General features: G+C 68.8%; 21 protein-coding genes. 5 read left to right on the top strand and 16 right to left on the bottom strand.

Going from position 1 to position 25,664, the window contains the following annotated elements; all coding sequences use genetic code 11:
* Positions 1–4: 4 nt before the first annotated feature.
* The 5 genes from G361_RS50410 to G361_RS0118635 all read right to left on the bottom strand — a co-directional run bounded on the left by G361_RS50410 (position 5) and on the right by G361_RS0118635 (position 6,607).
* Positions 5–178, bottom strand: a complete 174-nt coding sequence (locus G361_RS50410; protein WP_019928624.1) for a hypothetical protein — start codon at positions 176–178, stop codon at positions 5–7.
* A gap of 340 nt (positions 179–518) precedes the next feature.
* Complete coding sequence (locus G361_RS0118655) at positions 519–1,571, bottom strand: nitric oxide synthase oxygenase (protein ID WP_052172827.1); 1,053 nt, start codon at positions 1,569–1,571, stop codon at positions 519–521.
* Positions 1,572–1,788: 217 nt separating this feature from the next.
* Entirely contained in the window at positions 1,789–3,057 is a 1,269-nt protein-coding gene (locus G361_RS0118650) for an MFS transporter (protein WP_019928622.1), read from the bottom strand.
* Between the two features lie 249 nt (positions 3,058–3,306).
* A complete protein-coding gene (locus G361_RS0118640; protein ID WP_019928620.1) occupies positions 3,307–4,710 on the bottom strand; it encodes a metallophosphoesterase in 1,404 nt (467 codons plus the stop codon).
* Positions 4,711–4,864: 154 nt separating this feature from the next.
* A complete protein-coding gene (locus G361_RS0118635) occupies positions 4,865–6,607 on the bottom strand; it encodes a GMC oxidoreductase (RefSeq protein ID WP_019928619.1) in 1,743 nt (580 codons plus the stop codon).
* A 271-nt stretch (positions 6,608–6,878) separates the two neighbouring features.
* On the opposite strand from G361_RS0118635, the gene car reads away from it, so the two are divergent.
* On the top strand, positions 6,879–10,382 hold the full coding sequence (car, locus tag G361_RS0118630) for a carboxylic acid reductase (protein WP_019928618.1): 3,504 nt from the start codon (positions 6,879–6,881) through the stop codon (positions 10,380–10,382).
* Between the two features lie 79 nt (positions 10,383–10,461).
* Positions 10,462–10,917 (top strand): SRPBCC family protein, encoded by a 456-nt coding sequence (locus G361_RS0118625; RefSeq protein WP_019928617.1) that lies wholly within the window; start codon positions 10,462–10,464, stop codon positions 10,915–10,917.
* A gap of 141 nt (positions 10,918–11,058) precedes the next feature.
* Here G361_RS0118625 and G361_RS0118620 read toward each other — a convergent pair whose 3' ends face one another.
* The 3 genes from G361_RS0118620 to G361_RS0118610 form a co-directional block, all read right to left on the bottom strand.
* Positions 11,059–11,976 (bottom strand): family 43 glycosylhydrolase, encoded by a 918-nt coding sequence (locus tag G361_RS0118620; RefSeq protein ID WP_019928616.1) that lies wholly within the window; start codon positions 11,974–11,976, stop codon positions 11,059–11,061.
* Between the two features lie 260 nt (positions 11,977–12,236).
* Positions 12,237–13,019: a nucleotidyl transferase AbiEii/AbiGii toxin family protein gene (locus G361_RS0118615; RefSeq protein WP_019928615.1), complete on the bottom strand. Its 783-nt coding sequence runs from the start codon at positions 13,017–13,019 to the stop codon at positions 12,237–12,239.
* Entirely contained in the window at positions 12,998–13,645 is a 648-nt protein-coding gene (locus tag G361_RS0118610; RefSeq protein ID WP_019928614.1) for a type IV toxin-antitoxin system AbiEi family antitoxin, read from the bottom strand. The genes G361_RS0118615 and G361_RS0118610 overlap by 22 nt, the downstream gene beginning before the upstream one ends.
* Positions 13,646–13,807: 162 nt before the next feature.
* On the opposite strand from G361_RS0118610, the gene G361_RS0118605 reads away from it, so the two are divergent.
* Positions 13,808–14,854: a hypothetical protein gene (locus tag G361_RS0118605; protein ID WP_019928613.1), complete on the top strand. Its 1,047-nt coding sequence runs from the start codon at positions 13,808–13,810 to the stop codon at positions 14,852–14,854.
* 282 nt (positions 14,855–15,136) lie between these two features.
* On the opposite strand, the gene G361_RS0118600 is transcribed toward G361_RS0118605, so the two are convergent.
* Genes G361_RS0118600 through lpdA form a run of 4 tightly spaced genes read right to left on the bottom strand, consistent with a single transcriptional unit; the run spans position 15,137 to position 19,966 of the window.
* Positions 15,137–16,420 (bottom strand): dihydrolipoamide acetyltransferase family protein, encoded by a 1,284-nt coding sequence (locus tag G361_RS0118600; RefSeq protein WP_019928612.1) that lies wholly within the window; start codon positions 16,418–16,420, stop codon positions 15,137–15,139.
* Between the two features lie 21 nt (positions 16,421–16,441).
* On the bottom strand, positions 16,442–17,425 hold the full coding sequence (locus G361_RS0118595; RefSeq protein ID WP_019928611.1) for an alpha-ketoacid dehydrogenase subunit beta: 984 nt from the start codon (positions 17,423–17,425) through the stop codon (positions 16,442–16,444).
* A gap of 20 nt (positions 17,426–17,445) precedes the next feature.
* On the bottom strand, positions 17,446–18,504 hold the full coding sequence (pdhA, locus tag G361_RS0118590) for a pyruvate dehydrogenase (acetyl-transferring) E1 component subunit alpha (RefSeq protein ID WP_019928610.1): 1,059 nt from the start codon (positions 18,502–18,504) through the stop codon (positions 17,446–17,448).
* Positions 18,505–18,514: 10 nt separating this feature from the next.
* On the bottom strand, positions 18,515–19,966 hold the full coding sequence (gene lpdA / locus G361_RS0118585) for a dihydrolipoyl dehydrogenase (RefSeq protein WP_019928609.1): 1,452 nt from the start codon (positions 19,964–19,966) through the stop codon (positions 18,515–18,517).
* A 374-nt stretch (positions 19,967–20,340) separates the two neighbouring features.
* Between lpdA and G361_RS0118580 the strand changes: the two genes are divergently transcribed.
* Positions 20,341–20,973 carry a flavodoxin family protein gene (locus G361_RS0118580; RefSeq protein WP_019928608.1) on the top strand — a complete coding sequence of 211 codons (633 nt, stop codon included), beginning with the start codon at positions 20,341–20,343 and terminating at the stop codon, positions 20,971–20,973.
* A 9-nt stretch (positions 20,974–20,982) separates the two neighbouring features.
* Here the strand turns inward: G361_RS0118580 and G361_RS44075 are convergent, their stop codons facing one another.
* The 4 genes from G361_RS44075 to G361_RS0118560 all read right to left on the bottom strand — a co-directional run bounded on the left by G361_RS44075 (position 20,983) and on the right by G361_RS0118560 (position 24,522).
* Complete coding sequence (locus G361_RS44075) at positions 20,983–22,071, bottom strand: integrase (RefSeq protein WP_155981501.1); 1,089 nt, start codon at positions 22,069–22,071, stop codon at positions 20,983–20,985.
* 282 nt (positions 22,072–22,353) lie between these two features.
* Positions 22,354–22,587 (bottom strand): hypothetical protein, encoded by a 234-nt coding sequence (locus G361_RS44070; RefSeq protein WP_019928606.1) that lies wholly within the window; start codon positions 22,585–22,587, stop codon positions 22,354–22,356.
* Positions 22,588–22,591: 4 nt separating this feature from the next.
* Positions 22,592–24,217 carry a ubiquinol-cytochrome c reductase cytochrome b subunit gene (locus G361_RS0118565; RefSeq protein WP_019928605.1) on the bottom strand — a complete coding sequence of 542 codons (1,626 nt, stop codon included), beginning with the start codon at positions 24,215–24,217 and terminating at the stop codon, positions 22,592–22,594.
* Complete coding sequence (locus tag G361_RS0118560; RefSeq protein WP_019928604.1) at positions 24,217–24,522, bottom strand: antibiotic biosynthesis monooxygenase; 306 nt, start codon at positions 24,520–24,522, stop codon at positions 24,217–24,219. Before G361_RS0118560 ends, G361_RS0118565 begins: the two co-directional genes overlap by 1 nt.
* Positions 24,523–24,677: 155 nt before the next feature.
* Here G361_RS0118560 and sigJ point away from each other — a divergent pair, with 155 nt between their 5' ends.
* Positions 24,678–25,637 carry an RNA polymerase sigma factor SigJ gene (sigJ, locus tag G361_RS0118555; RefSeq protein WP_081635420.1) on the top strand — a complete coding sequence of 320 codons (960 nt, stop codon included), beginning with the start codon at positions 24,678–24,680 and terminating at the stop codon, positions 25,635–25,637.
* The last annotated feature ends 27 nt before the right edge of the window (positions 25,638–25,664 follow it).

Below are 25,664 nucleotides of genomic sequence, written 5' to 3'. Positions count from 1 at the left end.
GGGTTCATTCCGGGTCGAGCAGATACCGCAGATATCGGTCGGGTGCGGCCAGGAAATCGCGGGTCATCCGCACCGGTAGGGCGTCGTCGTAGCCGACCTGCTCGATCGAGCCGTCGTCGCCGATCTGGTAGATGGTCGCGCCGGGCAGCGCGAGCAGGATCGGCGAATGGGTCGCCACGATGAGCCGGCAGCGCTGGGCGGCCAGTTCGGCGAACCGGGGTCAGCACCGCCAGGCAACCACGCGGTGACAGCGCCGCCTCCGGCTCGTCGAGCAGATAGAGCCCGTCGGGCCCGAAACGTATTCGCATCACGTCCTCGATCCCCGATCATGGGTCCCCTCCCGCTCGGTGGCGTGCCCGCTGCCGAAAGTATCAGCCGGGCAGCTCTTTCCGAGACCGGATTCGGCCGCACCGCTGGACGGGCTCGCACCGCGGCACGGTGGCGAGCGCGCACCCACGGCCCGGGGCCGGAGGGGTCGTACCGCCGGCGTACCTCCGGGATCGGTGGCGGTCGCGTATTCAGTCCCGGCGCACGAAGTTCGGGCGGGCGGACGGGTCGGGTGGGTCGTAGTAGCGGTGGAAGGTGGGGGTGAGGCCGGCGGACATGGGTGGGTTGATCCAGGACCAGTCGGCGGGGCAGCCGCGGCCGGCGGCCTCCTCGCGCTGCACGTGGCCGAGGAACTGCCTGGCGACGGTGTGGTGGTCGACGATGTAGACGCCGGCCTTCCGATAGCTGTGCAGCACAGCGATGTTCAGTTCCACCAGGGCCCGGTCGCGCCACAGCGTCCGCTCGGTGGACCGGTCCAGGCCGAGTCGTTCGGCGATCCGCGGCAGCATGTCGTAGCGATCCCGGTCGCTGAGGTTGCGGGCGCCGATCTCGGTGGAGACGTACCAGCCGTTGAACGGGGCGACGGGATAGGTGATGCCGCCGATCTCCAGGTTCATGTTCGAGACCGCCGGTATCGCATGCCATTTCAGGCCCAGCTCGGCGAACCAGGGATGGTCGGGATGTTCCAGCGGGACCTCGCGGACCACGTCCGGCGGCAACGGGAACCAGCGCAGCGGTTCACCGGGTGCGCTGATCAGCAGGGGCAGGACGTCGAAGGCGGTGTGCGCGCCGCGCCAGCCGAGGCGCCGGGCCAGATCGGTGAGGGCGACGTTGTCCGGATCGCCGATCACCGTGCCGTCGGGAGTGGGGTATCCGGCGTAGCGGATCAACTGCGAGTTGATGATTCGGTACTGCTGCCCGTCGATACCCGCCTGCGGTCCGACGGTGATCAGCGAGCGGACCGCGCGGCCGTCCAGCGCGCGGCGTAGGTGTTCGAAGCACGCCGCGGCCAGATCGGCGGCGCAGCCGACGGATCGGGCATCGATGAGATCCAGTGAGCGCCAATGGCTGCGGCCCACGCAGCGGTCATGGTTGCGCCAGGCCAGCCGCGCGCCGATCAGGATCTCCTCGGCGGTCTGCCGATACGTACCGTGAGTGCGCAACTGCCACAACGCCGTCAGCCGCCGCCGGCGGGCCAGATGCGCGAGTTCGGGTTGCCGGAAGAATTCGTCGCATTCGCGCATCCGGCGGGCCGGATCCCCCTCGCGCGACGGCTTCGGCAGGGCGACGGACGGGACACGAGCGGCGGTGCGATCCACGACAACTCCGGTTCGATGCGACGTGCTACGCGATAACTGCGCTTGTCATCGTGCCAGCGCGAGCCGCCTCGTGTGAGCTGTTTCGCAACGATATTCGCTTCCGCCGCCCGTGAATCCGGCATTTGCGACAGTGTGACTCGACTCAGGCCGGGGTGGTCTCCGGGGTGGGTTCGGCGGTGCCGAACCGGATTCCGCGGGCCTCCTTGCCGAGGGTGGTGAAGATGATCACCGTCAGGAAGACCGGGATGATCGTCACCGCCAGCGCGAACGGATATCCGTGGTGTTCGGCCAGTCGTTCCTGGATCGGCAGATTCAGCGAGGCCAGCAGATTACCCAGCTGATAGGTGACACCCGGATAGAACCCGCGGATGGCGTCCGGCGACATCTCGGTGAGGTGCGCGGGGATCACACCCCAGGCGCCCTGTACCGCCAGCTGCATGAGAAACGAACCGAGACACAGCATTCCGGCGGTGGTCGAATAGGCGAACAGCGGCACGACGGGCAGGCCCAGCACCGCGCAGAACACGATCGTGTTGCGGCGCCCGTACTTCGACGACAGCGTGCCGAACACCAGGCCGCCGATGATCGCACCGACGTTGTAGAGCACCGCGATCCAGCGCGCGGTGGTGGTGGACAGCCCGGCACCCTCGTGCACGTGCGCGGACAGGAAGGTCGGGTACACGTCCTGGGTGCCGTGGCTCATCCAGTTGAACGCGGTCATCAGCAGCACCAGATAGACGAAGCGGCGCAACACGATCGGGTTGGTCAGCACGGTCCGCACCGAGGTCTTCGTACTGCGCAGCTTCTCCTGCGTGGACTCCCAGACCTCCGATTCCTTCACCCGCGACCGGATGATCAGGATCACCACCGCCGGCACGAGCGACAGCGCGAACAGCCATCGCCACGACAGCCCCCACCAGTTGATCACCAGCAGCGAGGCCAGCGAGGCCAGCAGATATCCGAACGAATACCCTTCCTGCAGTAGGCCGGAGAAGAAGCCACGGCGTTCGGCGGGGATCTTCTCCATCGCCAGCGCGGCGCCGAGCCCCCATTCGCCGCCCATGCCGATGCCGTAGAGCAGCCGCAGGATCACCAGCACCGTGAAGTTCGGCGCGAAGGCGCACAGGAATCCGACGGCCGAATAGAACGCGACGTCGACCATCAGCGGGATCCGGCGGCCGATCCGGTCGGCCCACAACCCGAACAGCAGCGCTCCCACCGGCCGCATGATCAGCGTCGCCGTCGTGATGAACGCGACCTCGGTCGTCTTCATGTGGAAGGTCTTCGCGATGTCGGCGTACACCAGCACCACGAGGAAGAAGTCGAAAGCGTCCATCGTCCAGCCCAATTGGGCCGCGAGGAAGGCATTGCGCTGATCGGTGGTGAGCCGGGCGCGGGGTGGTTGCGACATATCGGTCCTAACCGGGCGAGACGATTCCGGTGGCGCCGGAATCGCCACCGGGCACGCCGCCGGTCGCGGACCGGCGCCGCGGCGAAAGTGTGCGTTTCACCGCGGGATCCGCGGCCCGCTTCGGAATCGTTTCTAACAATCCCTTGGGAAATTTTACGGGCGCTTGGTGTTCCGAGATGCCCCCGCTTACCCGGCGGGACCGATGCGAGCGCGGATGTGCGGCAAAGCCATTCGCGGAGCGTGCCCGGCTCAGATCGGTGTGACCCCGGAGAGATCGCGCAACACCACGTGATTGCGATCGGTGAAACTGCCCAGCGAGTGGTCCGGATGCAGGCCGAGATACTGGCGGCGGGTGCGGGTGCTCCAGCGCCGCGCGGCCTCGGTGCGGGTCTTGTAGAAGTTGACCATGTAACCACCGGTGTACAGCCGGACCAGCAGGTAGCCGCCCGGATACTCCTTCACCGCGGCGCCCTCGGTGAACTCCACCTCGATCCCGATATCGGGCCGGCCGCGCCGGTTGCGGTGAGTGTGCCCGCTGTGGTGCAGGAACACCCCCGGCGAATGCCGGTACAGCTCGTGCAGCCCGGCGGCGGTGGCGCGGTCCAGGACGAAACCGGGCCCGCCCGGATTGCTCACCGCGGCCGACAGGGTCACCGGATGATGCCCGAACATCAGCGTGGGCCGGTCCGGATCGGCGGCGAGCACCTCCCGCAGCCGGTCCAGCTGGGGGGCGACGATCGTCCCGCCGGACCCGCGCAGCCGCGTGGTGTCGAGCCCGATCAGCCGCAGCCCGCCCGCCTCGTGCGTGATCAGCTGCTGGCGCGCGTGGAAGGACGCGCCCCACGGATCGTTGTCCGGTGCGATCGGCGCGTCGTGGTTGCCGCGGCAGACCAGCCAGTCGTCGCCGGCCCGGCCCCAGCGATCCAGCCGGTCCCGCACCGTGCGCGACTGCTCCGCGGTCCCGCTGTCGGTGAGGTCGCCGGCCAGGATCAGATGGTCGGCGCCGCGGTCGGGCCGGTGCACATCGTCGAGGACCGCCTCGAGCATCAGCTCGGGATGTTCGGCGAACTCGTCGCGGAAACCGCTCGGAAATCCGGCGACCAGCAAGCCGCTGGTCCGCTCGCCGTAGTGCACGTCGTTGGCCAGCACCACCGTGCGCAGCAACACACCCGGCGGCGGGGTGAGGGTGGTGAACACGCCGGTGGACTCGGGCGTGCCGGGCGCGCGGGTCACCAGCGTGCGGGCCGGGAACGCGCGGCGACCGTCCGAATACGCCTCGAACCGGTACGACCGGCCGGGCTCGAGCCCGTGGATCTCCGCGTAGTGGAACGGGGTGCGCGCGGTGTCGAGGAGATACGGGCGGGCCGGGAGCCGACCGTCGGCCGGCGCGATCCGCACCTCGGTGTCCGCCGGTACCGGCCGCGGCCGCCCGGAGCCGTCGCGGGCGCGGGTGGTCCAGGTCAGCACCGCCGACCGGTCCGTCACCGTCACCACCTCGAGATCCGAGGCGATCAGCGATTGCCGTTGTGCCCGAACAGGTTCCGCCGTATGCGCGTGGAACGCCGCCGGCGTCCGGAACGGGGTGCGCACGGTCACCGCCGCCGCACCCACCGCCACATTCGCCAACCACGCCGTCCGCAGACGAGTGCCCATGGAAGAGACCTCCGCCCAGTGTCTCTGGATTCGTCCTGGCAACGCTAGGGCCGGCGTCTGAACGTCCCGGGCTCTGGACGTGTCCGATCGGCTTCCGGCGCGGGATATTTGCGTCTCGCGCGGGCACCATCGGCAAGGTGGTGTTCGCCTGGGCCTACGCCGAGGAAAGTCCCGATGACGACTCCGGCACACCCGAGTGGCGGATCTCGGCGATGGGCAGGCGCAGCGCGGCCGGCGCCGAATCGGGCACCACCGGCTGCCGCGGCGCGACCGGCGAGATCCGCCGATACGGCGCACCGGCGGCCGGCCGCGGATCGGCCTCGCCCCGGTTCGGCCACAGCGCCGCCGCCCGCTCGGCCTGCGCGGCGATGGTCAGCGACGGATTCACGCCGAGGTTGGCCGAGATGGCCGAACCGTCCACCACGCTCAGCGTCGGATATCCGTGCACCCGGTGATAGGGGTCGATCACGCCCTGCGCGGGATCCGCGCCGATCGTGCAGCCGCCGATGAAGTGCGCGGTGAGCGGGATGCCGAACAGATCCGGCCAGGTGCTCCCGGCGATCGCGTCGATCCGGCCGGCGACCCGGCGGGTGACCTCGTGCCCGGCCGGAATCCAGGTCGGATTCGGTTCGCCGTAGCCCTGTTTGCTGGTAAATCGCCGACCGAGCACTCCGCGCTTGGTGAAGGTGGTGATCGAGTTGTCCAGGCTCTGCATGACCAGCAGGATCATCGTCCGTTCGGACCACTGCCGGGTCCGCAGGAGCTTACTGGTCCGGACCGGATGGCCGACGATCATCGGCAGGATGCGCACCCAGCGCGGCACCCGGTGGCCGCCGTCGACCAGATAGGTCTGCATCAGCCCCATCGCATTCGAACCCTTGCCGTACCGGACCGGCTCGATATGGGTGTCGGCGGTCGGATGGAACGACGAGGTGATCGCCACACCCCGGGTCAGATCCAGGCCGGGATCCACCGCCGGGCGGCCGGCGCCGAGGATCGCCTCGGAGTTCGTCCTGGTCAGCACGCCCAGCCGGGCCGACAGCGCGGGCAGCAGACCCTGGTCGCGCATCCGGAACAGCAGCCGCTGGGTACCCCAGGTGCCCGCCGCGAGCACCACGCGCTCGGCCGTGATCGTGCGGCGGCGGCGCACCGGCGAGCCGGTGCGGACGGTGTCCACCCGCCAGCTGCCGTCCGCCTGCGGCCGCAGGGTCCGCGCGGTGGTCATCGGGAACACCTGCGCTCCGGCCTGTTCGGCGAGACCCAGATAGTTCTTCACCAGCGTGTTCTTGGCGCCGTGCCGGCAGCCGGTCATGCACTCGCCGCACTCCAGGCAGCCGGTGCGCTCGGGGCCGACGCCGCCGAAGTACGGATCGGCCGCGGTCTTGCCGGGCTCGCCGAAGTACACGCCGACCGGGGTCGGCACGAACGTGTCGCCGCGGCCCATATCGTCGGCGACCTTGCGGATGATCTCGTCGGCGGGCGTGAGATGCGGATTGGGCACCACGCCGAGCATCCGCCGGGCCTGGTCGTAATAGGGCCCGAGTTCGTCGTCCCAATCGGTGATCCCGGCCCACTGCGGATCGCCGAAGAAGGCCGCACCGGGCTTGTACAGCGTGTTCGCGTAGTTCAGCGATCCGCCGCCGACCCCGGCGCCGGCCAGGATGAAGCAGTCCCGCAGCCGGTGGATGCGCTGGATCCCGAAGCAGCCCAGCGCCGGCGCCCACAGATAGCGGCGCAGATTCCAGCTGGTGTCGGCGAAATCGGCGTCCCGGTAGCGGCGGCCGGCCTCCAGTACGCCGACTCGGTAACCCTTCTCGACCAGTCGCAGCGCGGTCACGCTGCCGCCGAATCCGGACCCGATGACGAGGACGTCGAAGTCGTACTGCTGCGCGGTCATGATTCCGACGTTAACAGTTACTCCCGGTTACGCACGACTGTTTGTGCCGGGTACCAATCGCCCGCGGCCGCGCTGATGACCGGCCCCGCCGCGGTCTGCGCCGGGAGACCGGATCAACATTGTGTGCGCGACGCGCCGAGGCAGTAATCTAGTATTTGCTGTTGATTTGCTATGGGTGCGCCCGCGGTGGATGCACCCGGGCGGGACGCGTATACCGCCGTGAGTGCCGTCCACCGCGAATCCGCCGGATGAGTCCTCCAGGAGGCCGGGCATGGCGAACACATGGGACGCCGAGCGTCGCATCGATGACATTCTCACCGACCCGCAGGTCCGCGCAGCGCTGCCGTCGGACGAGGTCACCGACGCGGTCATGCGGCCGAGTATGCGGTTGTCGCAGATCCTCGACATCCTCGCCACCGGATATTCCGATCGGCCTGCCCTCGGCACGCGGTCGGCCGAACTCGGTACCGACGAGTCGGGGCGGCGGGTGCGCCGGCTGCTGCCGGTCTTCGACACCGTCACCTATCGCGAGATGTGGTCGGGCGCAGGCGCATTGGCCGCCGCCTGGCATCGCGACGAACGACATCCGGTGCGGGCCGGGGATTTCGTCGCCATCCTCGGATTCACCAGCGCCGAATACGTCGTCATCGATCTGGCGTGTGCGCGGCAGGGCATGGTGTCGGTGCCGTTGCAGTTCAGCTCGCCACCCGGGCAGTGGGCGGCGATCCTCGCCGAGACCACGCCGCGCGTACTCGCCTCCGGGGTGGAATTCCTCCGCGACGCGGTGGAGGCGATCCTGATCGGCTACGCCCCGGAACAGCTGCTGGTGTTCGACTACCACCCGGAGGACGACGGCCACCGGGCCACGATGGAGGCCGCGCGGCACCGGCTGGTCGCCGCCGGCAGCCCGGTCCGGGTGTGCGCCCTGACCGCACTGCTCGACCGCGGCCACAGCCTGCCCGCGGTGCCGCTGTACATCCCGCCGGCAAGCGAGAATCCGCTCACCATGCTCATCTACACCTCCGGCAGTACCGGAACCCCGAAGGGGGCGATGTACACCGAGCGCATGGTGTCCGCGCTGTGGCGGGCGCGATACGACACCGGCACGGTGTCGAAGCTGCCCACCCTCGGGCTGAGCTATATGCCGCTGAGCCATCTCGCCGGTCGCCTGCAACTGACCTCGGCGCTGATGACCGGCGGCACTTCGTATTTCGCCGCCGCCAGCAACATGTCCACACTCCTCGACGATTTCTCCCTCGTCCGGCCCACCTCGCTGTTCTTCGTGCCTCGCGTCTGCGATCTGGTGTTCCAGGAGTTCACCAGCGCGGTGGAGCATCGCGTCGCCGCGGGGGAGGACCGCGTGGCGGCCGAGCGCGCGGTGCGAACCGACCTGCGCGAGCGGCAGTTCGGCGGCCGGGTGCTGTCGGTCGGCAGCGGCACCGCGCCGCTGTCGGCGGAGATGCGGACCTTCATCGAGTCGGTGTTCGAACAGCCGCTGCACGACGGCTACGGTTCCACCGAGGCCGGTGGAGTGCTGCGGGACAACCGGATTCGACGTCCCGAGGTGCTGGACTACAAACTGGCCGACGTCCCCGAACTGGGCTACTACACCACCGATCAGCCGCATCCCCGCGGCGAACTGCTCGTCAAGACCATGACGATGTTCCCCGGGTACTACAAGCGGCCGGAACTGTCCGCGGAGATGTTCGACGAGAACGGTTTCTATCGCACCGGCGACATCATGGCCGAGCTCGGACCGGACGAACTGGTCTACGTGGATCGGCGCAACAACGTGCTGAAACTGTCACAGGGCGAGTTCGTGGCGGTATCGCAGCTGGAGGCGGTCTACGCGACCAGCTCACTGGTCCGGCAGATCTTCGTGTACGGATCCAGCGAACGGTCCTATGTGCTGGCGGTGGTGGTGCCCACCGACGAAGCGCGCGAAGCACATCCGGACGATCTGAAGGCTGTGCTCAGCGATTCGCTGCAACGGATCGCGCAGAACGCGGGCCTGGCCTCCTACGAGATCCCGCGCGACCTGATCATCGCGACCGAGCCGTTCACCCGGACCGAGGGACTGCTGTCCGGCGTCGGAAAGCTGTTGCGCCCCAGGATGAAGGAGCGGTACGGCGCGCAACTCGAGGAGCTGTACCGGCAACTGGAGCAGCAGCAGATCGACGAACTGTCCACGCTGCGCGCCGGCGCCGGCGATCGGCCCACCCTGGAGACCGTGATGCGGGCCGTGCGCGCCCTGCTCGGCACGGGTGACGCCGAGGTCGCGCCGGATTCGCACTTCGGTGATCTCGGCGGCGATTCGCTGTCGGCGCTGTCGCTGTCGAATCTGCTGCGCGAGATGTTCGACGTCGAGGTGCCGGTCGGCGTGATCGTCGGTCCCGCAGTGGATCTCGCGCAACTGGCGAAGTACATCGAGAACGAGCGCGCGACCCGCGGCGTGCGTCCCACCGCGCGCGGCGTGCACGGCGACGGCGACCGGATCCGCGCCGCGGACCTCACCCTGGCGAAATTCCTCGACGAGACCACGCTGGCGGCCGCCGCGACCGCGACCCCGGCCGCGGGTCCGCCGCGGACGGTCCTGCTCACCGGCGCCAACGGTTACCTCGGCCGATTCCTGTGCCTGCAGTGGCTGGAACGGCTGGACGCCCGCGACGGATCGCTGATCTGCCTGGTCCGCGGCAAGGACGCGGCGGCCGCGCGGGCCCGCCTGGACGCGGCCTTCGACACCGGCGACCTCGGCCTGCAACGGCACTACCGGGATCTGGCGCAACGCCGGCTGCAGGTCCTGGCCGGCGATATCGGTGAGCCGAATCTCGGCCTCTCCCAGCCGGATTGGCGAAGACTGGCCGAGATCGTCGATATGATCGTGCATCCCGCCGCCCTGGTGAACCACGTCCTGCCCTACGACCAGCTGTTCGGCCCCAATGTGGCCGGTACCGCGGAGATCCTGCGCCTGGCGCTGACCACCCGCCGCAAGCCCGTCACCTATCTGTCGTCGGTCGCGGTGGCCGCGCAGATCGCCCCGGGCGCGTTCACCGAGGACGGCGACATCCGGCAGATGAGTCCCGAACGGGTACTGGACGATTCGTACGCCAACGGCTACGGCAACAGCAAATGGGCCGGCGAGGTACTGCTGCGTGAGGCGAACGACCGCTTCGGCCTGCCGATCTCGGTGTTCCGCTCCGATATGATCCTGGCGCACAGCTACTACGCCGGACAGCTGAACGTGGCCGACATGTTCACCCGCCTGCTGCTGAGCATCCTCGCGACCGGCCTGGCCCCGAAGTCGTTCTACCGCACCGATTCCGCGGGCCACCGGCAGCGGGCCCACTACGACGGCCTGCCCGCCGACTTCACCGCCGAGTCGATCACCGCCCTCGGCGCCGGATCCACCGCCGGCTACCACACCTACGACGTTCTCAACCCGCACGACGACGGTATCTCCCTGGACCAGTTCGTCGACTGGCTCATCGACGAGGGCCACCCGATCCGCCGTTTCGAGCACTACGACGAGTGGTTCGCCCGCTTCGAGACCGCCCTGCTGGGCCTGCCCCAGCAGCAACGCCAGCAGTCGGTGCTACCCCTGCTCCAGGCCTACCGCACCCCCGCCCCGCCGACCCGCGGCGCGATCCTCCCCGCGGACCTGTTCCGCGACGCCGTCCGGCACGCCAACCTCGGCCCCGGCGGCGACATCCCCCACCTCACCCCCGCCCTGATCCACAAATACGTCACCGACCTGCACCTACTGAAACTGCTGTGACGCGACGACCCACTGTTTCCCCCGCATCGTGGCGGGTAGTCGCCGGAGTGGAACCCGACCGGAGCAAGGAGGTCACATCATGAGCACCATCACCGCCTCGACCGAGGTGAAGGTCCCGCTGCGTACCGCCTACAACCAGTGGACCCAGTTCGAATCCTTTCCCGCGTTCATGGAGGGTGTCGAGCGTATCGACCAACTGGACCCCACCCATACGCACTGGACGGTGAAGATCGGCCCGATCGAACGTGAGTTCGACGCCACCATCACCGAACAGCACCCCGATGAACGGGTCGCCTGGCATTCCGACAACGGCCCCAAGCACGCCGGCGTGGTGACCTTCCACCGCATCGACGACAACACCACGCGGGTGATCACCCAGATGGATATCGACCCCGAGGGCTTCACCGAGAACGTCGGCGACAAGCTCGGCATGCTCGGCCACCGGGTCAAGGGCGACCTGCGCCGCTTCAAGGAGTACATCGAGGACCAGCCCCACGAGACCGGAGCCTGGCGCGGAGACGTCCAGCACCCCTGAGCCATCGGGTGACCGGACCGCCGGCGAGACGAAATCCGTTCTCGCCCGGCCCCGCAACGCCGCGCGGCGCGAGCCGGCCGACGAGCCGGCTCGCGCCGCGCGTTCGCTGCATCGGACCGATTCGCCACAATGCCTGGCAGCTCAATCGAATTCGGCAAGCACCGTACAGTGCCGGATGACCCCGGAGAGCCCGGGAAGCTCGGCCGGCGCCGACCACGTCCGGAACCCGTCGTAACTGTCGCTGTAGAGATAACGCCCCTCGGTATAGGCATCGAGATAGATCCGCTGCCCCCCATCGGGCAGCACCACCACCGACTGCCCCTCCCGAGGCCCGCCCCACCCGGCCCAATCCCCTTTCGCCACAAAGCAATACGGCCCGATCGGATGGTCCGCCACGGCCAGCTCGACCAGCTTCGTGTCCTCGTTCTTCACGAACGCGTACACCTGCCCGCCGAACCGCACCAGCTCCGTATCGATATAGCCCAGCGATCCGGCCCCACACGGCCCCACCCCCAGCAGCGGCACCGGCGGCGACCACACATCGAGTCCCGCCCCCAACGCCACCAGCAGATGCGGCGTGAACCCGTGCCCCCAGGTCAGCGAGACGACGATCCCGACCCGCCCCGCCGCATCGACATACCACTCCGGCGCCCAGGCCCCCTCCAGCCGACCGGGCACCAGCATGGGCACCGGCGCCAACTCCGTCCACCGGATCCGATTCCGGCTGCGCGCCATACCGATCGAGGTGGCGTCGCCGGCCATCGTATAGGTGAGGTAGTACCACCCGTCCGTGTGCCGCAACACGCTCGGATCGCGAACCACCCCCGCCGACGGCGTATACGCATGTTCCGCCACCGGCGTGAACCAGGTCCCGTCCACCGACTCGTACACCGCGAGCATGGTGTCGTCGTCGGCCCGGAACGCCGTCATCGTGTACCGCGACGGAACCTGCTGCGCACCACCACCTTCCGGCGCCTGCGCCCCCGCCCGGCCCGCCACCCACACCGGCGCCCCGGCCAGCATCGCGAGCACGGACCTGCGTCCCACGGTGATCGTCACGAGCAGCGATTCTGCGGTCCGGGAGACACGACCCGCAGCAGGCGCGCCGGACCCCACCGCCCACGCCGCGCCGCCGATCCCCGGGATGTGTTCTTCACTATGCGTTTCGTAGGCTGTGAGCCTACGGAACGCATACTGATGCCTTGGTCAACCCGGCGCCTCCTTCCCGAAACGCACGGTAGATCACACCGGTGCGTCGCAGCGCACCTGCCCTGAGCAGGGACTTCGGGGCGCGGATGGGCACTTCGGAGCTCCAGGTGCTATTCGAGGACTGCGCGATCCGTTACGCGTGCCCAGGCACTCCCGACAACCGCGAGTGCCGTTGTCGCGGAGACTGTCAGACGGGTCTGGCCGGCCAACTGTGATACCCAGTCGTCCTGCTTCGGTGGCCGGTCGAACAAGTGCGCACCGGGCGGGCGGTTCGTGGGCCCGTATCGCTTGAACAGCGCGCAAGCCTCCGCGTCGATGGCGCCGATCCCGGCGAGTGCCCACAGGTCCCACAAGTCGCGCGACGCGCGCCGATCGTGCCATGTCGCGGTCTTCGAGGCGGCGAAGGCCGGCAACGTGGGGACCGGCAATCGTGCCGAGGGCACGTCGCTGTAGCGCTGTTCGAGCATGCGCAGTTCGGCGGGCCACACCGTCCGATCCCGGGCGGACAGCAACTGGATCTTGACGAATACCCCACTGCTGGTACGGAGATTGGCCGACTCGATGTCGCGAACAGCAGTGAGCTCGGGCTCCCACACCAGGCGGCCATGGCTTCGGGCAATCGCGCGCGGGAGCGCGGCATCGATCTCGGCGGCCAACTCGGTGCGGTTGCCCAGGGCGACGAGGTCGATGTCCTCGCTGAGACGACCGTTGGTGAGGTGAGTGCGCGCCAGCGCTGTGCCACCGATGAATTGGAGTCGATCCGCGAAACGATCGGAGAGCGCCGCGAGCAGATGAGAGATGAGGTGGTCGCGCTCCACCTGTTCCGGCGCTACACCGAATCGTGTTGCGACGGTGTCTCGTTCGTCGAGATTCACGGCCGCGCTCCTGCCCATGCCTCGGCTCGCCGCAGGGCCGCGCCGAGGCGCTGCGATCTCGCCAGTTCGGCGAGCCGCTGTGGATCACTGTCCCGGAACAGAGCGGTCACCGCGGCAGGCACATCGGTCTCCGCATTGCCGAGACCCGGTCGCCGGGCGAGGTCGAGCAGTGTCTGTTCCGGCGTGGTCACCAGCGCCGGGCCGAGCGTTGTCTCCACGCGTTCGGCGTCGAGCAGTTCGGTGTCGCGTCGCACGAACCGGACCGTGGCGAGCCGATCGGTCAGGGCGATCGGTTTGTGCTGGCGGGGAACAGCTATCACGGCGGTCGCCAGGGCCCGGGGGATCGCACCGAGTAGGCGAGCCGCGCTGACACCCATCACCACGGCCCGGTCGGCACCGTAGATCGCCGAGCCGATTCCCGCGGCGGCGGCTTCGAGGCCGGGCATCCACGGGCGGCCCACCTCGGCCTGCGGTACGACGATGTAGTAGCCGTTGGCTACCCGGTGCAGGAGGCCGCGGGCCGTGAGTCGTGCGAGTTCCGGGCGGGGGTGAGCGTACACACAGGCGGCATCCTGCGGGCGGACGGTCCGCAGCTGGAACCGCGCCAAATCGACCGGTAGAGGTGTCCCGTGGGCCTGCGCCATGGTCTCGATAGTACGTGTTTCGTAGGCTCAGAGCCTACGAAACACGTACTGGTGGTCGCCCGCAGTGGGAGTATGCCGCCACTGCGTCGCGAGTCTGCGGAAACCCCGGGTAGCGAGGGAAATTCGCTACCCGGACGGTGGTCGGGAGCATAGGGTGCCGGTATGAGCGACGGGGTGCGGCTGGACGGGAACCGGGTGGTATTGCCCGGTGGGGTGGGAGTGCGGTTCGTCCGCACCTTGCGATTGCCGGAGGAGGGTACGCATCCGCTGCCGCCGGGGCTGGGGGATTTCCCGGTGCGGCGGGTGGCGGATTATGCGGATGCGGTGCCCGAGGAGTGGCGTCTGCGCGGCGGGGTGATGCTGCCGATGTATGTGCGCGAGGCCATGTGGTTGTCGTTCGGTACCGAGGAGCCCGCCGCGTTGCAGGTGGGGGTCGGCAAGGTGTGTGCGGTGTCGGGGAAGCCGTGGAGTTCGCGGTTGTCGCGGGATCCGCAGAACTATGTGGTGCTGCCGCGGCAGCCGTGGCTGGACGGCATCAACTCCGGGAAGGGCACCATCCGGCAGTTCGTGGCGGTGCCGATGGGGCTCGGCGCGACCGTCGAGGGGCAGGTCACCGGCGAAGAGGTCTGGGGCGGAATCCAATTGCAGAATTTCGCGCTGACTCCCGCGGCGCGGGAACGCTGGCAGGCCGAGCAGCAGCGAGAGTTGAAGCGGCTGCGCGAGATTCCCGTCGGCAGCGCGCCGCCGTTCCCCAGCGCGATGCCCGCACCCGCGGGAGCGGCGTTCGGCGCACCGCCGCCGGCTCCGGGTGGGGCCCCGGTGCGGGCGAAGGCGATGGGCCTCGGGGTCGGTGGCACGATGCGGCAGGAGATCTTCACCGACACTCGTCCGGCGGGGGACTGGGCGGCCGAACCGTCCGGGCGGGTGTTCGTGCATCTGGTCACGCCGCGGGACTGGCGGGCCATCACCGGTGAGGTGCCGCCGCCGTCGCCGGTGGATCGCAAGGCGTACACCGATGCGGGCCTGCCCTGGTTCGACTATTACGACGCCGACGGTACCGATCTGGCGCCGGCCGATCCGCTCACCGGCGTCGCCCCGGTCGGCGAATGGTTCGGGGACGATCACGAACCCTGGCAGCCGCCGTCGTCGGGACAGGTGAAGCATCTCGGTGATCCGCCGGGTAAGCCGATCGCCGACGGGCAGTGGTGACGAGCCGATACCGAAACGCCGCGTCGATCACGAAAATGCCTGGCGCCGTGGAGATTCGAGCGTTGCCGGTAATCGCCGAGTGAGGTGGAGACGCCGGCGGCGGCGATCCGGCTGGTGACCGGATCGCCGCCTCGGTGTTCACCTCCGCCGCCCGGACGAGGGGTCCGGGCCCGGGAGCGCTCGTGGCGCTCCGGTGGATCGTGACGGCCGGGGTAACCGGTGCCGGGCCGGCGCGATGGCGGTGTCGGCGGCCGAGGATTCGGGGCCGCCGGGGTTCGGGGGTTACGCCACGATGCGTAACGGGTTCTCCAGCAGGGACTTCAGTTGCTGGAGGAAGCGGGCCGCGACCGCGCCGTCGATCGCGCGATGGTCCGCGGAGAGAGTGACGCGCAGGATCTTGCGGGCCACCACCGTGCCGCCGTCCAGGCGCAGTTCATCGGTGGCGCCGCCGACGGCGAGGATCGCCGACTCGGGTGGATTGATCACCGCGGTGAACTGCTCCACACCGAACATGCCCAGATTGGAGAGGGTGAAGGTGCCGCCGGACATCTCGTCGGCGCGCAGCTTGCGATCGCGGGCCCGCTCGGCCTTGTCGCGGGATTCCCGCGCGATCTCCGACACGGATTTGCGATCCGCGTCACGGACCACCGGAACCAGCAGGCCCGCCGGGGTCGCCACCGCGATGCCGAGATGAATACCCTTGTGCTGCAACAGCTTGTCGCCCGCGAAGGATACGTTCACGGCCGGGTCCAGCCGCAGTGTGGTCGCGACCGCCTTCACCAGCAGATCGTTGACACTGACCTTGCCCGCGCTCGCGGCCTCCAGGGTCCGGTTGATCTCCACCCGGAATTCCAGCAGATCGGTCACGTCGATCGCGCTGGTCAGGTAGATGTGCGGGGCCTGCTGCTTACTCTCGGTGAGCCGCCCCGCCGACACCCGCTGGATCGTGGTGAGCGGGATCTCGTCGTAGTCGCCGGCCGCAGGGACCGGGGCGGGGACGGCGGCTGCCCCCGCCCCGGGGTTCGAGTCGCCGTCCGCAACGGAAGTGGTTGCGGGCGTCACGTTTCCGGCAGAATTAGTGGCGTTCTCGACATCACGCCGGGTGATGCGCCCACCGGGACCGGTGCCGGAGACCGTGGTCAGGTCGATCCCGCGCTCGGCGGCGATCCTGCGGGCCAGCGGCGAGGACTTGGGACGGCGGCCGTCGGCGGAACCGGCAGCGCCGGATGCGCCGTCACCGGCCGTGGTGGAAGCAACGGAAGTGATTGCGCCACTGTCGGATTCGGGTGCATATCCGGAAGCAGCTGCACCGGATTCCCCGGCCGACCCCGTCCCGTCCCCGAGCAGGGCGATGGTGGTGCCGATCGGCACCCGAGCTCCTGCCTCGGCGATGATCCGCTCCAGCACGCCGTCGTCGTAGGCCTCCAATTCCATGAGGGCCTTGTCGGTTTCGATCTCGGCGAGCACCTCGCCGCGGCGGACCCGGTCGCCGGTCTGCTTCAGCCAGCTGACGACGACGCCCTCCTCCATGGTGTCGGAGAGCCGGGGCATGACGATGTCGGACATGAACAATCCTTTCGAGCCGGCTCAGCGACGACGGCCCACGGCCGCGAGGGTTTCCCGCGCGACGGTGTACAGGGAATCGGCCGACGGCAACGCGAGTTGCTCGAGCGGCTTGGCATAGGGCAGCGGGACCTCGGCCATCGCGACCCGCCGGACCGGGGCGTCGAGATGGTCGAAGGCGCCGTCGGAGATCGAGGCCGCCACCTCCGCACCGATGCCGTAGGTGAGCCAGTCGTCCTCGCCGACCACCGCGCATCCGGTCTTGCGGACCGAGGCCACCAGGGTGTCGCGATCCAGCGGGCGCAGGCTGCGCAGGTCGATCACCTCGGCGGAAATACCTTCGGCGGCAAGCCGTTCGGCGACCTGAGCGCAGACGGTGGCCATCCGGGAATAGCCGATCAAGGTGATGTCGGTGCCGGGCCGGGTGATCGCGGCCTTGCCGATCTCGGCGGCCGGCAGCTCCGCGGGTACCTCGCCCTTGATGTTGTAGAGCGACAGGTTCTCCAGGAACAGCACCGGATCGTCGTCGGCGATCGCGGCTTTCAGCAGTGCGCGGGCATCGGCGGGGGTGCTCGGCGCGACCACCTTCAGGCCGGGCACGAACGCGTAGTACAGCTCGATGTTCTGCGAATGTGTCGCGCCGAGTTGCTGTCCGCCGCCGCCGGGGGTGCGGATCACCATCGGCACGTTGGTCTGACCGCCGAACATGCCGTAGATCTTGGCGGCGTGGTTGACGATCTGGTCCAGCGCCAGCAGCGAGAAGTTGATCGTCATGATCTCCACGACCGGCCGCAGGCCGAGCATGGCCGCGCCGATGGCGGCGCCGACGAAACCCTCCTCGGCGATCGGAGTGTCGCGCACCCGCTTCTCGCCGAATTCGGCCAGCAGGCCGGCGGTGATCTTGTAGGACCCTTCGAAGACGCCGATCTCCTCCCCGATCAGGAAGACGTCCTCGTCGCGCCGCATCTCCTCGCGGAGGGTCTCGCGCAGCGCTTCGCGATAGGTCATGACTGGCATATTCGGTTACCTCAGAACAGCGGGTCGGCGGGCAGGCGGCGGGAGTCGCCCGCGACCGGGGTGGCATAGGTGTAGTCGAACAGGCTCGACGGTTCGGGATGCGGGCTGGCGTCGGCGAAATCGACTGCGGCGACTACCTTCTCGCGTACCTCGGCCTCGACCGCGGCGGCCGTGTCGTCGTCGAGCAGCCCGGCGGCGCGCAGCTCACCGGCGAAGCGTTCGATCGGATCGTGTGCCCGCGCCTCCGAAACGACCTCGGCGGAGCGATATTTCGCCGGATCGACCACCGAATGGCCCTTGAGCCGGTAGCTGACCGCTTCCAGCACAGCGGGTTTGCCCTCGCGGCGCGCGCCCTCGATCAGCTCGGCGGCGGCGTCCCGTACGGCGAGCACATCGGTACCGTCGACGCGCTCGCCGCGCATCCGGTAGGCCGCCGCGCGCTTGTACAGTTCCGGTTCCGCGGAGGACTTCTCGACGGTGGTGCCCATCCCGGTCTGGTTGTTGACCACCAGGAACACCACCGGCAGCCGCCACAGCGCCGCGATGTTCAGCGATTCGTGGAAGGCGCCGATATTCGTTGTGCCCTCACCCATCTGACACACCACCACGTCGTCGCCGCCGCGGTAGTCGATGGCCAGGGCCGCGCCGACGGCCAGCGGCACCTGGCCGCCGACGATGGCGTAGCCGCCGAGCAGCCGGGTCGTGGTGTCGTACATGTGCATCGAGCCGCCCCAGCCCTTGGAGGTGCCGGTGGCGCGCCCGTACAGTTCGGCCATCACCCGGCCGGGCTCGATACCCTTGGCCAGCGCGTAGCCGTGCTCGCGGTAGTTGGTGAACAGGTAGTCCGTCGGCCGCATGGCGGCGCCGAGGCCGACGACGGTGGCCTCCTCACCGAGGTTGAGGTGGCAGTAGCCGCCGACCTTGGCCTGCTGGTAGCTCTGCGCGGTGCGCTCCTCGAAGCGCCGCACGAACAGCATGTCGCGGTGGTACCCGCGCAGGATGTCCGGGTTCTCGCCGGCGAACGGGGTGGTGCGCGTGGCCTCGAGGGCCGGTTCGGTGGTGATGGTCATCGCGATCTCCTCAGCGCTTACGCGGCGCGATGTGCAGGGGCATACCGAGACCGGCGAGCGCCGTCTCCATGCCGATCTCGCCGAGGGTGGGGTGGGCGTGGATGGTGCCGGCGAGCTCGTCGAGCGTCGCCTCGAGCGAAATCGCCAGGGCGCCTTCGGTGATCAGGTCGCTGGCGGACGGGCCGAAGATGTGCACGCCGAGTACCTCGCCGTGCCGTTGCCCGGCCACGATCTTCACGAAACCCTCGGTCTCCCCGAAGGTTTTGGCGCGGCCCAGGGCCGCGAACGGGAATTTCGCGGTGACGATCTCGTGGCCGGCCGCGCGGGCCGCAGCCTCGGTGAGCCCGACGCTCGCGATCTCCGGATGGGTGAAGGTGGCCGCGGGAATCACCGCGTAGTCGATATGCGCTGGCGCGCCGGCGATCACGTCGGCGGCGACGATGCCCTGATGCGAGGCGACATGCGCGAGCAGTGCCTTGCCGGTGACATCGCCGATCGCGTACACGTGGTCGGCGCCGGTGCGCAGTTCCTCGTCGACCGGAATGAAACCCCGTGCGTCGGTGACGATTCCGGCCGCGTCCAGGCCGAGGTCGGCGGTGTTGGGACGACGGCCCACGCCGACCAGCACCACATCGGCGTCGAGTCCGGCCCCTTCCGGCCCACCCACGGTGACCCGCAGGCCGCCCTCGGCCGCCGCGATCGACCGCACGGTCGCGCCGGTCAGTACCGTGATGCCGCGCTCGGTGAACGAGCGGCCCAGCGCCGCACCGATTTCCGCGTCCTCGACCGGGACGAGCCGGTCCTGCATCTCGACGATCGTCACCTGCGCGCCGAAGGTGTGGAACAGGCTCGCCCACTCGGCGCCGACGGCGCTACCGCCGACGATCACGACCCGCCCCGGCACCTCGGTCAGCCCGAACGCGCCGTCGGAGGTGATCACGCCCGGCAGGTCGGCGCCCGGAATCGGCAGCCGGGCCGGCACGGAACCGGTGGCGACGACGATATCGCGCGCCTCGATCCGCCGGATCGACGTGGTGGGTGCGGCCGCGTAGCGGGGTCCGCCGGGATAGATCGGCGACGGCCCGGCCTCGTACACCTCGACGGCGCCGGGTCCGGTGAACCGGGCGTGTCCCTCGATCACCGTGACGCCGTTGGCCTTCAGCAGTCCGGCGACCCCGTCGGTGAGTTCCTTCACGATGCCGTCCTTGCGCTGCCGCACGGCCCCGAAGTCGTACCGGACGTTGTCCGCGTAGACGCCGAATTCGGCTGCGGCGGTGACGGTGTGGAAGACCTCCGCGGATCGCAGCATCGCCTTGGTCGGAATACAGCCCCAGTTCAGGCAGACTCCGCCGGGCCGTTCCTTCTCCACCAGGCCCACCGACAGCCCGCGTTGGGCCGCCCGGATGGCGGCGACATAGCCGCCGGGCCCGCCACCGATCACCAGTAGATCGAAATCCGGCACTCGTGGTGCTCCTCAGTCTCGAACGGAAACCGGCGCCGGGTACGGCACAGGTCGTCGCCACGAGTCTTACGGGTACTCGATGCACAATCAAGCGCCGGAAAGCCCAGCAATCCAGTCACGATATTGTGCTCGGAGCCCAATCTTCGCGGGCCTGCCGCAGCGCGATCCGGCCCGCGTACCCGATTGCGAGCAGATTGCTCGAACTGGTCGAATGACCGTGCCGGGAAATGCCCGGAACGAAATATGCGCGTCCGCCGCAATCGCGCGGGAATGCGGCGGGGGACGAGCGCTGTCGGCGGGGTGGGCTACACTACGGAAGATGTTCTCGCGGTAAAGAGTTGTGGCAGCAATCGTTATCGAGGGAGGGCGTTTAGATGGGACAAATATCGGCCAGGGTCGCGGTCGCCTACCACACCGGAAAGGGGCACACCGGCAGCCTGGCTGAGGCCGTCGCCGAGGGCGCGGGCGATATTCCGGGTACCGATGTGGACCTCGTTCCGGTCGGGCAGATGGACGATCGGCGGTGGGATGTGCTCGATGCCGCGCACGCGATCGTATTCGGGTCACCGACCTATATGGGTGGCAGCAGTGCCACCTTCCGTGAATTCGCCGAATCCACCAGCCCGATTTTCGCCGACAACATGCGCTGGCGGGACAAGATCGCGGCCGGATTCACCGTCGGCGGATCGATGAGCGGCGACAAATTGCAGACGCTCACGCAAATGGCGATCTTCGCGGCCCAGCACGGCATGATCTGGGTCGGCCTCGATGTCTACTGCGGCTGGAACAGTTCCGCGGGCGGTCCGGACCAGGTGAACCGGATCGGCAGCTGGCTCGGCGTGATGGCCCAGGCCAATGTGGATCAGGGCGCCGACGCGGCACCCCCGGCCAGTGATCTGCGCACGGGTTCCCTGCTGGGCAGGCGCGTCGCCGATCTGGCGCATCTGCACGCGCACGGGCGCGCCGGATACGTGGCCGGGCGGGTGCCGGTCAATTCGGGCCTGTGATCGGGCGATTCAGGCCCGCAGGGCGTGCAGGCGCGCGGTCGCGGTCTTCAGATGCCGATGGACCGCCGCCGGATTGATACCCCGATAGGTGTCGGCGAGGATGGCCTTGTCCTCGCCGGTCACCGCGGGGTGCCGTAATACCCGTTGATACGGCGTGGCGGTGTCGTACCGGCGGCCGTGTGCCGTGCCGACCAGCCGCTGCTGCGGGTGGAAATAATTGGTCAGCATCGAACGGTCGATCCAGATCTCGTCGCACAGCGCGAGTTCCCCCGGGAAGGCCCGGTGCGCGGGCGGCGCCGGCAATTCGCAACTGGTGGCCGTGCGGGAGCGCGCGAAGGTCAACCGGCGCTGCCGGCACCAGGCCAGCAGCACGGCATCGGCCTCGCGGCCGCAGTCGATCGAGCCGAGGCCGAGGATCGGGAACGGCAGGATCAGGGCGATGTCCTCCACCGCGGCCGCCGCCTGCGCGGGTGCGGCCAGTGCCCGGCTCTCGGTCCAGCCGGTGGCGATGTCGGTGATGGTGAGGGTGCGACCGCGGCCGTCGTGTGCCATGGTCACGCGGGCGAAGCCGGGCTGGGTGTGGTCCCAGCCGTTCCAGGTGAGCGCGGTCAGATCGTCGCGGACCGTGGGGGCCAGCCGGATCTTGCGGCCCGCGGCCGGTGGGTGCCGCCGGCGCTCGTCGGCGAGCCGGCGGTCGATCGTGGCCGGTGACATCTCCCCGAGCAGGTCGGCGGTGCGATCGTCGATGCTCAATTCGCCGTGCCGGCGCAGGACCGCGACCAGTTCCGGCAGGATCGGCGCGAGCCGTTTGCCGGCCGGCTGGTCCAGGATCGTCCAGCAGAATTGCAGGGCGTCGACCACTTTCGCGTCGTATTTGACGTGGTCGGCGCCGGCGCGGGCGGGCGCGGATTCCTGCTGGGTGGCATTGCTCAGGGCCTTGCGGGCGTGATTGCGGTGCCAGCCGGTGGCGGCGCAGACCTGATTGAGAATTCGGGTCTTCTCGAGCTTGTCGGCACGTGCATACGAACTTGCGAATGAGCGGGTGAGTGCCTTCCGCTCGGCAAGGGTCATCGCCGGTGATATGGTCAGAATATCCATGGAGTCGCGCATGGTTGCAGCCCTCGTGTTTTTATTCCGAAAGTCCTGCTCCGGCCGTGCGGCCACGCGCTCGCGCAACACTGCGGGAGCCCCCGGTGGAAAACCGGGATCCATGAGCCGTAGTGAGCCTAATTTTGTTGTAACCGCGTGTCAACAATTTTTCGACTGTGAGAAGACGCACGGAGTTGACGTGTCAAAGGAGCTGGAAAAGGACCGAATGTACAATTTTGTGGCCCCGAATCGAACCGCTGGTACAGCATTTCGGGGCAGCCACGGTGATCGTCACCGGGTATTCCGGCACAGCACCTCGTAGGCGCGTACCGCGTCTTCCGGGAATACCAGCACCTGGACCTGCCCGCCCCACGCCGACCGGTGCCGGGACCGCCCGGAGGTGGCCCGTATGCCGTTGCGGCGCAGCAGCTTCCGGACGGCATCGGCGGTCCGGTCGTCGGTCACGGTGGCGGCGGCGACGAGCAGCCCGTACTCGCCGCCGCGCGCCGAACTCGAGAACTTCATCGGCTCACGAATTCCGGTCCTGATACTCGTGCAGGACGGCCAATTGTGCCTGCTCGCCGTGCTTTTCGTGCTGCTCGAGCACCTCCGCCTCGGCCGATGGGTCGGCGCGGAGGAAGGTACCGCCGCCGGGACGGCCGGCGAAACCCAACTCGTTCATCTTCTTCGGGACCTTCGCCCCCTGGTATTCCAGCGGGATCGGGTGGCCGTGCCCGTCGACCGGTCCCAGCGACTGGTGCACCTCGATGTACTCGCCGTGCGGCAGCCGCTTGATCACGCCGGTCTCGATGCCGTGTTCCAGCACCGACCGGTCGCTGCGCTGCAGGCCCAGGCACATCCGGTAGGCGGCGTAGTACGCCACCGGCGGTGCGATGAGCAGTCCGATCCGCCCGATCCAGGTCATGGCATTGAGCGAGATATCGAATTTGAACGCGAGGATGTCGTTGACACAGGACAGCGTCAGGACCACGTAGAACGCGATGGCCATGGCGCCGATTCCGGTGCGCACCGGCACATCTCGCGGCCGTTGCAGCAGGTTGTGGATCGCGGTGTCGTGGGTCAGCCGCCGCTCGATCGACGGGTACATCACCAGCACCGTGAACACCAGCCCCATGACCACCGCGACCCAGAAGGCCGCGGGAATCGTGTAGGGGCCCAGGTAGATCTCCCACGCCGGCAGCAGCCGGGCCAGGCCGTCCGTCCACATCATGTAGAAGTCCGGCTGCGACCCCGCCGACACCTGGGCCGGGTTGTACGGCCCGAAGTCCCAGATCGGATTGATCTGCAGCACACCGCCCATCACCGCCACGGTGCCGAGGGTGAACATGAAGAACGCACCCTGGTCGGCGGCGAACACCGGCACGATGCGCGAACCCACCACGTTCTTCTCGGTCCGCCCGGGACCCGGATACTGGGTGTGCTTCTGATACCAGACGAGCGCCACGTGCGCGGCGATCAGCGCCAGCATGATCCCGGGAATCAGCAGTACATGGGCGATGTACAGCCGCGGGATGATGACGGTGCCGGGGAACTCCCCGCCGAAAAGCAGCCAGTGCAACCAGGTTCCGATCACCGGCACGGCCATGGTGATCCCGCCCAGCGGCGACCGCAGCCCGGTGCCGGACAGCAGATCGTCCGGCAGCGAGTAGCCGAAGAAGCCCTCGAACATGGCCAGGATCAACAGGATCGAGCCGATGGTCCAGTTCCCCTCCCGCGGCTTGCGGAACGCGCCGGTGAAGAAGATCCGGAACAGGTGCAGGATCATCGAGGCCGCGAAAAGCAGTGCGGTCCAATGGTGTACCTGCCGGATGAACAGTCCGCCGCGCACCTCGAACGTGATGTTCAGCGCGGTCTCGTACGCCCGCGACATCGTGACGCCGCGCAACGGCTGGTAGGAGCCGTTGTAGACGGTGTCGCTCATCGACGGATCGAAGTACAGGGACAGATAGATTCCGGACAGGATCAGGATGATGAACGAGTACAGCGCGATCTCGCCGAGCAGGAACGACCAATGGGTCGGGAAGACCTTGTTGATCGAGCGCTTGACGAACGGCGCCATACGGTACCGGGAGTCCGCATCCCGCGCGGCGTGCGCCGCGCGGGAAACGGATCCGGCCTGTGCCGGAGCACTCATTACGCCGACTCCGCCTTGACCTCGGCGACGATCGAGTAGACACCCGGGCTCGGCTTGGCGATCGCGGCGGTCTTCTTCGCGAACTCCTGCGCCGCCGGGTCGCCGAGGGTGGCCTTCGCATCCTCCGGGCTGGCCCACTGCGCCCAGTTGATCACCTTGCTGCCGTCGGCGCTGGCGAACAGCGTCACCGACACGAAGCCCGGACGATGCCGGATGACCGACTCGGTGCCCTCGTTGAGCAGCTCGATCAGTTCCTTCTGCTTGGCCGGGTCGACCTCGAGCACGTTGAAGAAGTTGGCGGTCATATGCGGTTTCCTCCTGATTCGACGGTGTCTCTGCGGTCCGGACCGGGCCCGCCGGGGGCCCGGGTGAATCCGGCTCCACTGCTGATGACGACGCAGCGCGGAAGAATGTCTGGTGCCGCGGCAGACGTTCCCGGGACCTGCGTCGTCTACTGGATATGAGTTCTTCACCCGAGCGACGACCGGACCGGGAGGACACCGTGGCCGAGGCAGACGACACCGTGCCCGACGACCTGCACGCCGTCGCGGCGGAGCGACGAGCGCTGATGAACCTCGGCTACCGGCTGCTGGGCTCGGTCGCCGATGCCGAGGACGCCGTCCAGGAGACCTATCTGCGCTGGTACAAGCTCAGCGAGGACGGCCGGCAGGAGATCGAGTCGCCGATGGGCTGGCTGATGACCACGGCCAGCCGGATCTGCCTGGACATGCTCGGTTCGGCGCGGGCCCGCCGCGAGCGCTACGTGGGGGAGTGGCTGCCCGAGCCGCTGCCCGATCCGGCGCGCTGGACCAGCCACAAACCCGCGGACGACACCACCGACCCGGCCGACCAGGTGACCCTGGACGAGTCGGTGGCGATGGCACTGCTGCTGGTGCTGGAGGGGATGACCCCGGCCGAGCGGGTCGCGTTCGTCCTGCACGACGTGTTCCAGTACCGGTTCAGCGAGATCGCCGACATCGTCGGCCGCTCGCCGGGGGCGTGCCGGCAGCTGGCCTCCTCGGCGCGCCGCCGGGTGGACACCGCGCGGGTGGTCGACGCGCCGCCGCAGCAGCGGGCCTCGCTGGCCGGGGCGTTCCGCGCGGCCTGGCAGACCGGGGATCTGGCGGAGCTGGTCCGCCTGCTCGATCCGCAGGCGACCGCGGTCACCGACGGCGGCGGCCTGGTCACGGCCTCGATCGAGCCGATCGCCGGCGCTCCGGCCGTGGCCCGGTTCTTCCTCGACGTGTTCCGGCGCCAGCCCGATCTGCTGATCGAGGAGGCGCTGGTCAACGGCGAACCGGGCCTGGTCGCCCACGCCGCGGGCGAGGTGCTCGCGGTGATCTCCCTGGGTGTCACGGACGGCCGGATCGACCGGATCTGGGTGGTCCGCAACCCGGAGAAGCTGGCCGCCTGGAACTGATCTCGCGGGCTGCGCGGCGGTGTGCCG

Origin of the sequence: Nocardia sp. BMG111209, from assembly GCF_000381925.1 — a bacterium.
Classification (GTDB): domain Bacteria; phylum Actinomycetota; class Actinomycetes; order Mycobacteriales; family Mycobacteriaceae; genus Nocardia.
The sequence above is the reverse complement of the archived record's forward strand: the minus strand, read 5'-3'. Positions and strand labels throughout refer to the sequence as shown.